This window comes from uncultured Fretibacterium sp. (genome assembly GCF_938030725.1).
In the GTDB taxonomy this organism is placed as follows: domain Bacteria; phylum Synergistota; class Synergistia; order Synergistales; family Aminobacteriaceae; genus Fretibacterium.
In genome coordinates, this window is the sequence record NZ_CALHIQ010000012.1 from 1 (window position 1) to 11,761 (window position 11,761).

Genomic DNA, 11,761 nt, shown 5'->3' on the forward strand with positions numbered 1-11,761 from the left:
CAGGAGCTCCTGGCGGGAGAGGCGCATCTTGCCGGCCGCGTCGTCGATCCAGCCCGCGAAGTCCCGTTCAAGCTCCTCCTGAGTGTAGCCCACGACGTCGCCGAACCTCTCCGTCATGGAGATGTCCATCAGGTTGTTCATGGCGGAGAAGACGCCGGTCTTGGTGAACTTGGAGATGCCAGTCAGCATGACGAAGCGGAGGTACTCGTCGCAGCCCTTGAGGACGGTGTAGAGGGTGCGGAGCGCCTCGCGCATGGCCTCCGCCGCCTCCAGGTTCCCGATCTTGTCCAGGATGGGCTTGTCGTACTCGTCGATCAGGACAACCACAGGCCCGCCCTGATCATAAAGCCCGATGATCAGATCCTGAAACACGCCGCCGGGAAGTATGCTTTTAACGTGCACCCCTGCGCTTTCCGCCCTCCGCGTCAATTCTCTTATCAGCGAAGCTTCAAACTCCGAAACCCCGCGTGTGTCCATCATGCTCATGTCGAGCCGCAGCACGGGCGCGGGGTGTTTCGCCTGCTCTGCGGCCCACGCCTCGGCGGCGAGGCCGCGGAACAGCTCCGCCTTGCCGCCGAACAGGGCGTCGAGCGTCGAGAGGGTCAGCGACTTGCCGAACCGCCGAGGGCGGGAGAGGAAGTACCATGCCCCGGCCTCGACGAGTTCCATTAGCCGCGCCGTCTTGTCCACGTAAACGCAGTTCATCCGCCTCAGCTTCTCAAAGTTGTACGTCCCGATGGGCAGCGCCTTTAACTTTTCGTTCATCGCTCCTTCACCTCGCCTTGTTCTGGGACCGGGGCTCGGTTTGTCTTGCCGTATGGCCCCGCCGTACGTCCATTATTATAGCTTTAATCCCATGGGGAAAAACGAGAAGCGAAGGCGGGCCGGACGGTCGTCCGGATCGAGAGGGGAGGGGGTGCGCTATAATAAAAAACAGGCTGAAAGGTCCTCCCGCACTGCCGCAGCCGGCGGCGAGTTGGCGTATAATGAGTGATGGAGTCAATCGTTTCAGTTCGAGGAGGTTCGCACGATGAAGAAGATGAGTTTCCCCCTGCGCGTCGCTGCGGCTGCCGTTCTGGCGGCGTCGCTCGCCGCGGAGGGTGCGGTCGCGCCGCAGGAGGTCGAGCCCACACCCCTGGCCTCGGTCGACGAGGCTGTCATGGAGGTTGCCGAGCCCGCACCGATCGGTGTGCCGGAGCCTAAGCCCGAGACGCCTATGGCGGACTTTGCAATCATAGGCCCAAACGGGGAGCGCACCATCATTCCTATGGACCAATTGGAGGTGCGGGAAGCGACGGGGTCCCTGGAGGGCATAGACGGCCAGGAGATCACGCTGGCCGTGGGGGGACGGAGGTACGTCTGTCCGTTGCTGGCGAAGTGCGTCTTTGTGGATGAGAAGGGGCAGCAGGTGGACCGCGCGGCGTTTGTGCAGCGTTTCCTGCGGCGCTACGTCACGGTAGAGTTAGAGAAGACGACGGGGACGGTCCTGTCGTGCCGGGCCATGTGATCGTCCGAGACGACGATGAGCCCATACGCTGAGGAGGAGGCTGTGTTTTGAGGAAACTGCAACCGATTTTAATCTCTGTGTTGGCGCTTGCCTCACTGTTTGCTCTGGTGGGTACCGCTGTGGCCCGCTGCGTTCCAGGGGAGGTCCTGGCGGTTTTTAAGGGCGAGGGGGAAAGGGTGTCGGCCCCGTCCGTGCGCGTGGGACGCGAGGCGTTCCGCGCGGCCTCCATCGCTGCCGCCGTGGGCGCGCGCGTGGAGAAGACTTACCCCAACCTCTCCGAGGCGGGGAACGGCGTCTTCGTGTGGTTGAGCGGCGCTACCTCCGAGGAGGAACTGGTGCGGAAGCTGCTGCAACGGGACGACGTGCTGGCCGCGTCGCCCAACTACGTCGTGCAGACGTCTGCCAGGGAGCCGAACGACCCTGGCTTCCCTGCCCTGTGGGGGCTGAAGGCCATTAAGGCGCCCGAGGCCTGGCAGGACACGACGGGGGCCGACGACGTCTACGTGGCCGTCATGGACACGGGCATCGACACGACGGCACAGAGCGTCGAGTTGGCGAAGGTGGACGGAACCCTGAGCAGGAACTTCGTGCCGGGCAAGTCCTCGTGGCAGGACGAGAACGGTCACGGCACCCACGTGGCGGGGACCATCGGCGCCAGGGGAAACAACGGTAAGGGCGTCGTGGGCGTGAACTGGAACGTGAAGCTGATCTCCCTCCGTACCATGAACGAGGACGGGGTGGGCACGACCGGATGGATGATCGAGGGCGTCGAATACCTGATCGGGTTGTTGAGGGGCCAGCCGACCCTGAAGCTGGCATCCTTGAATGCCTCGCTGGGTTGGTACGCTCCCGTCCTGAAGCCGGGAGAGCAGGGGAGGGACGTGATGTGGCAGGTGCTCAAGGCCCTGGACAGCACGAACCGGGTCGTCTTCGTCGTCGCTGCCGGAAACGAGAGGACGGAGATCGGTGCCCCGGCACCGCAGGACGGCCCGACCCTTCCAGGGGCCACGGAACCGCTGTACAAGAGAGGAGACTGCTCTTACCCCGCCTCGTACCGGGGGCTGCACAACATGATCGCGGTGGGGGCCATAAGCTCTGACCGCACCTTCGCTACTGATTTCAGCAACTACAGCGGCACCTACGTGGACATCGCGGCGCCGGGCGTGAACATCCTCAGCACGACCTGTGCGGCGGATGTGAGGGGTTGGCTGCTGTCCAACGATGTCCGGGTAGTCCGTATGGACGGCACCTCCATGGCGGCTCCCCACGTGGCGGGGGCGGCGGCCCTGCTGAAGGCGGCGGACCCGACGCGCACGGCGTACCAGATCCGGACCGCCCTGATCGAGGGGGCGTCAAAGGACCAGCCTGCCCTTGCCGGGAAGGTGGCGGGCGGTCGCCTGTTGAACGTCAGGGGTGCACTGGACTACCAGAGCGCGCACGGGAATCTGCCGCAGGCCCCGACCCCGGGAGCGGACGACGTGCCCGCGGGCATCGTCGCCGGCAACGGCCTGTCGTCCGATGACATCGTCACGAACGGGAGTGTCAACGTGCTGAAGGGCGATGCCGTCGCAACGGGGGACATCGCCGCGTCCGGGGACGTCACCGTGTGGAACGGCAGCGCCACCGCCGGCCGGGACATCATCGCGGGCGGGGCCCTTGAGGTGTCGAGGGACATCCGCGCCGGCCGGAACATCCGAGCCGGAAGGGGACTGGTGTCCATGGGCGGCGTCACGACGAGCGGCAGCGCCGCCGAAAGGGGGCCGAAGTCCAGCAGGGTTTCGGCGGGCGGCAGCGTGCACGTCGTTGGAGATATGATCGTCCGTGGAGGCATCGTCATCGAGGGAGATCTCTACGTGGACGGCAACCTGACCTATCAGGGGGTCTTCCAGGTGAAGGGCAAGGTGACCGTGACTGGCAGGATCAACGGCAAAAAACCGCAGAACCCGAGTCAGCCGGAAAGTCCGGACATCCCCGGCGACGTCCCCGACCCCGGCATCTCCGAAAGCTATATCCAGCTCGATTCGGAGAGCGTCGCCAGCGGCGTGGACCTGTCCTTCACCCTGATGGGGTGCCGGTACGACGAAACTGCCAAGAGGGCGCAGATCAAGGATTCCAAGGGGAACTACGTGGAGGTTCAGGCCCCGGAGGTCCTGATCGACGACACGCCCGTTCAGCATGATATCCGCTCCGGTGGCAGCGACTCGGCGCGCATCCGGGTGCCCGCCGTGGAGGTCCCGAAGGGCAGGGTCATCAGCCTGCGCGTGCGAGCGCGGGCCGTGAACGGGGATGCATTGCTGACCACGAGGTACAAGAACGTGAAGGTGGACCGTGGCCAAAAGAGCGGCGGCGGCTCAGGCGGCGGGTGCGATGTGGGATTATTGGACGCTGTGGCGTTGGCCCTGCCGCTTCTGGCCCTCTCCGTGCGGCGGAGGCGGAGTTAGCGGGCCACAAGCTGCCCGCGAGGGCAGGACGGGGCGGCGGGCCTTGAACTTCGGGCCCGCCCGTTCTGCATCTGGCCGCGTCGCCTCGTGGGCGAATAGAACCAAACTTCGGTAACCCGGAGGTTTTGGATAGACTCAGTTGGGGGGAATAAGATGACGAATTTGCCGACGTTTCCTGGAGGGGTGCATCCGCCCGAGGGCAAGGCGCTGACCGCGGAGAAGGCGATTCAGCAGCTGGCGCCCAAGGGCGAGCTGGTCTACCCGCTGTCCCAGCACATCGGGGCGCCCTGCGCGCCCCTGGTGGCGAAGGGGGACCGCGTGCTGGTGGGCCAGAGGATCGCGGACACGGATGCCTTCGTCGCCGCGCCGATCTTTTCCTGCGTTTCCGGCACCGTGAAGGAGGTCGCGCCGCGCATGACGATCCCCGGCAACGTGGCGCCGTGCATCGTCGTCGAGAACGACGGCATGAACGAGCACGCGCCGACGCTGTTCGAGGAGCTGGGGCACCGGCCGAAGCCGGAGGAGTACGTCAAGCTCATCCGGGCGGCGGGCATCGTGGGCATGGGAGGCGCCTGCTTCCCGACCCACGTCAAGCTCTCGCCGCCCAAGGATCGGGTCATCCGATGGGTGATCGTGAATGGCGCGGAGTGCGAGCCCTACCTGAACTGCGACAACCGTCTGATGATGGAGCGCCCGGAGCCCATCATCGAGGGGTTGGAGATGTGCCTCAGCCTCTTTCCTGAGGCAAAGGGCGTCATCGCCATCGAGGCCAACAAGCCGGAGGCCATCCGCCGCATGGAGGGCGAGCTCTCGGAGCACGACCACACGCGCATCCAGGTGATGCCCCACAGGGTGAAGTACCCCCAGGGCGCGGAGAAGATGTTGATCGAATCCGTCACGGGGCAGGAGATCCCGCCTGGGGCGCTGCCCGCGGACGTGGGCTGCATCATCCTGAACGCCCGGACGGTGTGGCAGATCTGGCTGGCCCTGACCGAGGGACTTCCCGTGACGGACCGCGTCATCTCCGTGACGGGGGACGCCATTGCGGAGCCGAAGAACCTGTTGGTGCCCCTCGGCATCTCCGTCCGCGAGCTGATCGACGCGGCGGGCGGCTTCTGTGAGCCCCCCGTGAAGGTGCTGGCGGGCGGCCCCATGATGGGCATGTCCATGCGCTCCCTCGACGTGCCCGTGGTGAAGGGGACCTCCGGCATCGTGGCCCTGACGGCCAGGACGGCCCACGTGGAGCCCGAATCCAACTGTCTGCGCTGCGGGCGCTGCGTCGAGGCCTGCCCCGTTCACCTCGTGCCCTCCACGCTGGATCGTCTGGTGCGCCGGCGCGACTACAGCGTCTTTGAGGCCGAGGGCGGCATGAACTGCATCGAGTGCGGCTGCTGCACCTACGTCTGCCCGGCGTCGCGGCCCCTGACCCAGGGCTGCCGCGACGGAAAGGCCGCGGTGACGGCAGAGCGCCGGCGCGCGGCGGCCAAGGCGGCCCAGCAGAAAGCGGAGGCGAAGAAATGACTGCGATGACGGAACAAGACTTGAAGTTGATGGTTGCGAGCTCGCCTCACGTCCATTCGCCGCTCTCCACGCAGAAGATCATGGGCCTGGTGATCGCCGCCCTGGTCCCGGCCGGGGTGGCGGGCGTTCACTTCATGGGCTGGAGGGCTTTGGCCGTGATCGCCGTCTGCGTGGCCGCCAGCGTGGCTGCGGAGTACCTCTGGCAGCGCGCGACGGGGCAGACGGTCACGGTGTCGGACCTCTCCGCCGCCGTCACGGGGCTCCTGCTGGCCTACAACCTCCCGCCCTCCATCCCCCTGTGGATGGCCGCCTGCGGCGCCGTGTTCGCCATCGTCGTGGTGAAGCAGTTCTTCGGCGGCATCGGTGGGAACGTCATGAACCCGGCCCTGGCCGCGCGCGCCATGATGCTGATCTCCTGGCCCGTCGCCATGACCTCCTGGTCCCTGGACGGCGTCAGCACGGCGACGCCTCTGGCAGCGATGAAGGCGCTGAGCGGCGCGGGAGCGTCTGCCGCGTCCGGCCCGTCCTGGTCCACGGCGGACCTGTTGCTGGGGAACGTGGGGGGCTGCATCGGCGAAACCTCTGCGGCGCTCCTGCTCTTGGGGGGCGCGTTCCTGGTGTGGCAGGAGGTCATCTCCTGGCGCATCCCCGTGGTCTACACCCTCACGGCGGCCCTGCTGGCCGCACTGCTCCGGCACGGCGGCGGTATGATGCCGCTGCAGGAGGCCCTGACGGGAGGCCTTCTCCTCGGGGCCATCTTCATGGCGACGGACTACACCACGTCCCCCATGACGGCGCGGGGACAGGTGGTCTTCGCCGTGGGCTGCGGGGTCCTGACGGCCCTCATCCGCCGGTTTGGAGGCTATCCAGAGGGCGTGTCCTATTCCATCCTGATCATGAACGCGACGGTGCCCTTGATCGACAGGGTGACGAAGCCCAGGATTCTGGGGGAGGTGCGGAGATGAACGCGGCAGTTGAGGAGACGAGCCTGCACAAGGCACTGCGCCTCGGCGGGACGCTGTTCCTCGTCACCGCCGTCACGGGGTTGATCCTTGGCGGCGTGGAGCGGGGCACCCGAACGGCCATCCTGAAGGCCCGCATGACGGACCAGGCCAACGCCCTGAGGAACGTCATGCCGGAGGCGGAGACGTTCAAGGCCGTGGACGTCGCGCCGGAGGACGGGACCATCGTCGTGACCGGCGCCCAGGAGGCGCTGAAGGGGGACGCGCGCGTGGGGTACTGCCTCACGGTCTCCACCAAGGGCTACGGCGGCCCCATCTCCATGGTGGTGGGACTGAAGGAGGATGGCTCCGTCAGCGCCATCCGCATCCTGACCCACGCGGAGACGCCGGGCCTCGGCGCGCACTCCGCGGAGCCGGCCTTCTACCGGCAGTTCGACGATCGGACGACCCTGCCGTTGAAGGTGGTGAAGGGCGCCGCGGAGGCGGGGGACGAGATATCCGCCATATCGGGCGCCACCATCACCTCGACCGCCGTCACGGCGGGAGTGAACGCCGCCGCGGACTACTGGAGCAGGAAGTTAAAGGGAGGCGAGAGCAGATGAGCCAGAACCCCCTCAGCATTATCAAGAATGGAATACTGACCGAAAACCCGACCTTCGTCCAGTGCATCGGCCTGTGCCCCACCATCGCCGTCACCTCGAGCGTCGAGAACGGCATCGGCATGGGGCTGGCAGCGACCTTCGTGCTGATCGCCTCCAATGCCGTCATCTCCATGCTGCGTAAGCTGGTCCCGGACGAAATACGCATCCCGATCTTCATCGTGGTCATCGCGGCCTTCGTCACGGTGATCCAATTCCTGATGGAGGGCTACGCGCCGGCGCTCAACCGGGCGCTGGGCATCTTCATCCCCCTCATCGTGGTGAACTGCATCATCCTGGCGCGGGCGGAGGCCTTCGCCTCCCGGAACGGCGTCATCGCCTCCATCTTCGACGGGCTGGGCATGGGCCTGGGCTTCACGGCCGCCCTGGCAGTCCTGGGCGCGGTGCGCGAGGTCCTGGGGGCGGGCACGATCCTGGGCCTGTCCGTCGTCCCCGCAGGCTATCAGCCGGCGCTGCTGGTGATCCTGGCTCCGGGCGGATTTCTGATGCTGGGCATCTTTATGGCCCTGTTCCGCGCCGTTCAGGCGCGCCTTGCGGCCCGGCGCGGTGAGCCGGCTCCCGAAGCCCCTGCGGGCTGCGCCGCCTGCGCCATGAGCGGTAGCTGCCCCGGCGCTCGGACCGAGAAGGAGGAACAAAGATGACGGAACTCTTTCTGCTCTTCGTGAGCTCCATCTTCGTCAACAACATCCTGCTGACCCGCTTCCTGGGCTGCTGCCCCTTCATGGGCGTGTCGAGCCGGCTCAAGACGGCGGTGGGCATGGGGGCCGCGGTCGTGTTCGTCATCGTACTGGCCTCGCTCATGACCTGGCTGACCTACAACTTCCTGCTGGTGCCCCTGGGGCTGGAGTACCTCTACACCCTGGCCTTCATCCTGGTGATCGCGGCGCTGGTGCAGTTTGTGGAGCTGGTGCTGAAGAAGCTGAACCCGACGCTCTACAAGGCCCTGGGCATCTTCCTGCCCCTCATCACGACGAACTGCGCCGTGCTGGGCGTGGCGGTTCTGAACATGAGCGAGAAGTACACGCTCGCCCAGTCCCTCGTCAACGCCCTGGGGTCCTCCCTGGGCTTCCTGTTGGCCATCGCACTGATGGCGGGCATCCGAGAGCGCGTGGAAACGAATGAGGGCATTCCGGCCTGCCTCCGGGGATTGCCCCTGACGCTGATTACCGCCGGGCTGATGTCCATCGCCTTCATGGGCTTCACCGGAATGGGCAAGTAGGGGAGGGAACGCCATGAATTTCATGCACGATCTGATCGTTCCCCTGGCCCTGATGGGGGTCATGGGCGCCGTGTTCGGAGCGCTTTTGGCCATCGCCTCCGTGGTCTTTCAGGTGCGGCAGGACGAGCGGGTGGGGAAGATTCGTGCCGTGCTGCCGGGCGCCAACTGCGGCGGCTGCGGATACCCCGGATGCGACAGCTACGCCGACGGGGTGGTGAACGAGGGCGCGGGGACCAACCTCTGCGTCGTGGGCGGAAGCGCCGTGAGCGCCAAGGTGGCGGAGATCATGGGGGTGGCGGCGGAGGAGACCGTCCCCATGCGCGCCTTCGTCCGCTGTCTGGGCTCCCCCGCACGCTCCCCGCGCAAGGCCCTCTACAGCGGCATCGCGGACTGCCGTTCGGCGGCCATGGTGCCCGGCGGCTCCCCCAACGAGTGCCCCTTCGGCTGCATCGGCTTTGGCACCTGCACGAAGGTCTGCAACTTCGACGCGATCTTCATGGGGCCGGACGGCCTGCCCGTGGTGGACCGGGAGCAGTGCGTCGGGTGCGGCGCCTGCGTTTCGGCCTGCCCCAAGGACGTGCTGACGCTCATCCCGCAGACGTCGGACGTCGTCGTGGCCTGCGGCTCCCACTGGAAGGGCCCTGCGGTGCGTCGGGTGTGCTCCATCGGCTGCATCGGCTGTGGCCTCTGCGCCAGGGTCTGCCCGGTGGGGGCCATCACCATGGACCGGGACCTGGCGGTGATCGACCCCGCGAAGTGTACGAACTGCGGCCTCTGCGCCCAGAAGTGCCCCGCCAAGTGCATCGAGACGGGCCAGTCCCTGGCCGCCTGCGCCAAGACGGCCTAGAGCAGCGGGGAGGCCGTGCCCTGACGAGGTTGAAGCGCTGCGAAGGAGATGGCCCCCGACGAGGGGGCCATTTATTTTTGCGCGTGAGAGAGATGGTTTTTGCGCGTTTTTTGCCGCACCGAACGGGGGTAAGTCCAGAGTCAGCTTAACCTGCGCAACGACGGGCTTGCTCCCCAAAAAAGCCATCGAGCCTTGTGGATGTGGGGGCTAGCTCCATTTGCTTTTTTAAACGATCAGTGTTATACTTTAAAAAGTAAAAATGGAGGGAGTGTCTTTTTATGTCAAAAACTCTTACATCCATAAAAGATCAAATCATTTCTTACAAGGGACGGCGGGTGCGCTGCCGCATGTCCAAGGGCCGCAACAGGGTGGAGGAAACGGAAGGGATCTTGACGGACGTCTATCCCAAGCTTTTCACGCTGTACAACAACTCGACGGAGAGCACCATTTCCTTCAGCTACGCTGAGGTCCTGACTCATGAGGTGGAGCTTGAGGTCGTCAACTGAACAATTTGCAGACGAGCCCCCGGTTTCCCGAACCGGGGGCCTTTGCGTTTTTTTGCGGCCGTCCGTCAGGGCCAGTGCGGCTGCCCGCGGCTGACGATCGCCCACGAAATTATCAAAAGCGCCGGATGATATGTAAAACAGTCCTTTGAGGGGCTGCATATTGAGTTCGACTATGCTAACATATCGTACTGTAGCTTTTTGCTTTTATATCGAGGGAGGGGAGATTGTAATGAACACGATCGGTCTGGCGTACTTCAGCAATACCGGAAACACGAAGGCCCTAGCGGAGGCCTTCAAGAGCGCGGTTGAGGCGAAGGGCGGCTCGCTCTATTTCTCGGAGGCCGCGGGCGTGGACAAGGCGGCTTTCTCTGCGGCGGACGTCTGGGCGTTCGGCTCTCCGGCCTCCGGCACGGAGGAGATCAACGACACGGAGATCCTTCCGCTCATCGAAGAATTGAAGGATCGCCTGAAGGGGAAGAAGGTCTTCCTGTTCGGGTCCTACGGCTGGGGCGGAGGCGCGTTCATGGAAACGTGGAAGCAGGACATGGAGGGCAAAGGGGCCGTCATTGCGGCCGAGCCCGTAACCTGCCTCGAAACCCCGGACGGCGCGGCGGAGAGCGCGATGAAGGCGGCAGCGGAGGCCCTCTTGGGCTGAGGCGCGGCGGGAGAACGTTTTTCAGAATCTCACGACGGGAGAGGAGTATCGTGAAGGAAGAGAAAATTTTGTTTGCGGAGGCTCACTGCGACGGGCCCTGCGGCGTGTACGATCCCGCAGCAGCACGGATCGCGGCGGAGGCGGTGCTCTCCATGACGAAGAAGCTGATCGCGCTGGAGTGTCCCGACCCCAAGGACAAGGCGGCCTTCACCGCGTACCTGAACAGCTTCAGCCGCTATGACGCCATCAAGGAGGAGCAGGCCCAGATCGCCAAGGCCGAGCTGCTCATCCTCTGGACGGACTACTTCAAGGCGCCGCACCTGGAGAAGTTTCCTCAGCTGCACGACCTGTTCTGGAAGGCGGCAAAGCTCTGCTCCGCCTGCAAGGTCGAGGTGAGCCTGAGCCACGCCGAGGAGCTGATGGACTGCATCAAGGAGGTCCATCGCATCTTCTGGGCCACGAAGGGGCGGGAGGTTGCCTGGTATACGGCCAGCTGAGGCGCCGACAGAGCTGACGGTCGTCGTCCGGGGCCACAGCATGTACCCCACCCTCAGGGACGGGGAACCGGTCGTGGTGGACCTGAGCGCCTACCGGGAGGAGCCCCCGGCCGTGGGGGACGTCGTCCTGGCCCCTCATCCTTTCATGAGGGATGTGTGGATGATCAAGCGCGTCGTCGGCCTCGTCGCGGGAGGCCGCTGCGTCCTGCAGGGCGATAATGCCATGGAGAGCAGCGACAGCCGGAGTTTCGGCCCGATCCCCCTTCGGAACGTCCGGGGGAGGGCGACGCGCAAGGCCGACGGCTCGCCTCTATCCCTGCCGACGACGCGAGAAGATGCTCTGTGAAGGCTTGCAGGATGAAAACCGAAGGTCAGGCCGACGGCGTTAGCCGTCGGCCTGACCCCTTTGAGCCGGGCAACGGCTCTGGCCCCCCACCCGACTGGTGCAAAGTCCTCTCCCTGATACGCAGTCTTATAACCCTGTCCGTTCTGCGATGGATCGCTCCGGTTGAGCATCTGCCCCGAAAAGATATGGAGAACATCGTTTCTGACGGAAGCCGCGTTTTGCGGCGGGGCTTTCGAGGCCCCTATCCTATGGAGGTCGATACGTCATGAGTACAAAAGAACTGAAACAACCGGCCACAGCGTTTGCCTCGCCTCGTTTCTGCAACGTCGGCAATTTTATGCGGATGGAGCGGGTTTCGGACTCTGCCGGACTGGACTTTGCCATCTACGGCATCCCATTCGACACCGCCTGTTCCTATCGTTCCGGAGCCCGCTTCGGGCCGCAGGGCATCCGGAACATCTCCGTCATGATGAAGACGAACCATCCGGTGCATGAGGTCAACCTCTTCGACTACCTGAAGGGGGCGGACATGGGGGACGTCAACGTAGTGCCCGGCTACATCCACCCGACCTATGCCGCCATCGAAGCGTTCGCGTCCAGG

At 65.1% G+C, this 11,761-nt stretch carries 14 protein-coding genes; 13 read left to right on the forward strand and 1 reads right to left on the reverse strand.

Going from position 1 to position 11,761, the window contains the following annotated elements:
• Positions 1 to 765 (reverse strand): AAA family ATPase (locus Q0629_RS00730; protein WP_298777674.1); only part of this gene is annotated, 765 nt, incomplete at its 3' end.
• 265 nt (positions 766 to 1,030) lie between these two features.
• Here Q0629_RS00730 and Q0629_RS00735 point away from each other — a divergent pair.
• From Q0629_RS00735 to Q0629_RS00795, 13 genes are all read left to right on the forward strand, one after another.
• A complete protein-coding gene (locus Q0629_RS00735; RefSeq protein ID WP_298777675.1) occupies positions 1,031 to 1,507 on the forward strand; it encodes a hypothetical protein in 477 nt (158 codons plus the stop codon).
• 176 nt (positions 1,508 to 1,683) lie between these two features.
• Positions 1,684 to 3,948: a S8 family serine peptidase gene (locus tag Q0629_RS00740; protein WP_298777677.1), complete on the forward strand. Its 2,265-nt coding sequence runs from the start codon at positions 1,684 to 1,686 to the stop codon at positions 3,946 to 3,948.
• Positions 3,949 to 4,101: 153 nt separating this feature from the next.
• A complete protein-coding gene (gene rsxC, locus Q0629_RS00745; protein WP_298777678.1) occupies positions 4,102 to 5,469 on the forward strand; it encodes an electron transport complex subunit RsxC in 1,368 nt (455 codons plus the stop codon).
• 5 nt (positions 5,470 to 5,474) lie between these two features.
• A complete protein-coding gene (locus Q0629_RS00750) occupies positions 5,475 to 6,434 on the forward strand; it encodes an RnfABCDGE type electron transport complex subunit D (RefSeq protein WP_298777702.1) in 960 nt (319 codons plus the stop codon).
• On the forward strand, positions 6,431 to 7,033 hold the full coding sequence (locus Q0629_RS00755; protein WP_298777680.1) for an RnfABCDGE type electron transport complex subunit G: 603 nt from the start codon (positions 6,431 to 6,433) through the stop codon (positions 7,031 to 7,033). The genes Q0629_RS00750 and Q0629_RS00755 overlap by 4 nt, the downstream gene beginning before the upstream one ends.
• Positions 7,030 to 7,731, forward strand: a complete 702-nt coding sequence (locus Q0629_RS00760) for an electron transport complex subunit E (RefSeq protein WP_298777684.1) — start codon at positions 7,030 to 7,032, stop codon at positions 7,729 to 7,731. Before Q0629_RS00755 ends, Q0629_RS00760 begins: the two co-directional genes overlap by 4 nt.
• A complete protein-coding gene (gene rsxA, locus Q0629_RS00765) occupies positions 7,728 to 8,309 on the forward strand; it encodes an electron transport complex subunit RsxA (RefSeq protein ID WP_298777686.1) in 582 nt (193 codons plus the stop codon). The genes Q0629_RS00760 and rsxA overlap by 4 nt, the downstream gene beginning before the upstream one ends.
• A 13-nt stretch (positions 8,310 to 8,322) precedes the next feature.
• Positions 8,323 to 9,156, forward strand: a complete 834-nt coding sequence (locus Q0629_RS00770) for an RnfABCDGE type electron transport complex subunit B (protein ID WP_298777688.1) — start codon at positions 8,323 to 8,325, stop codon at positions 9,154 to 9,156.
• Between the two features lie 278 nt (positions 9,157 to 9,434).
• On the forward strand, positions 9,435 to 9,662 hold the full coding sequence (locus tag Q0629_RS00775) for a Veg family protein (RefSeq protein WP_298777690.1): 228 nt from the start codon (positions 9,435 to 9,437) through the stop codon (positions 9,660 to 9,662).
• A 229-nt stretch (positions 9,663 to 9,891) separates the two neighbouring features.
• The gene (locus Q0629_RS00780) at positions 9,892 to 10,317 is read left to right on the forward strand and encodes a flavodoxin domain-containing protein (RefSeq protein ID WP_298777692.1); all 426 of its coding nucleotides are present in this window, start codon (positions 9,892 to 9,894) and stop codon (positions 10,315 to 10,317) included.
• 50 nt (positions 10,318 to 10,367) lie between these two features.
• On the forward strand, positions 10,368 to 10,814 hold the full coding sequence (gene sodN / locus Q0629_RS00785) for a superoxide dismutase, Ni (RefSeq protein WP_298777695.1): 447 nt from the start codon (positions 10,368 to 10,370) through the stop codon (positions 10,812 to 10,814).
• On the forward strand, positions 10,792 to 11,160 hold the full coding sequence (locus Q0629_RS00790) for a S26 family signal peptidase (protein ID WP_298777697.1): 369 nt from the start codon (positions 10,792 to 10,794) through the stop codon (positions 11,158 to 11,160). The genes sodN and Q0629_RS00790 overlap by 23 nt, the downstream gene beginning before the upstream one ends.
• A 265-nt stretch (positions 11,161 to 11,425) precedes the next feature.
• Positions 11,426 to 11,761, forward strand: a 336-nt coding sequence (locus Q0629_RS00795; RefSeq protein WP_298777699.1) for an arginase family protein, incomplete at its 3' end; no start/stop codon positions are given.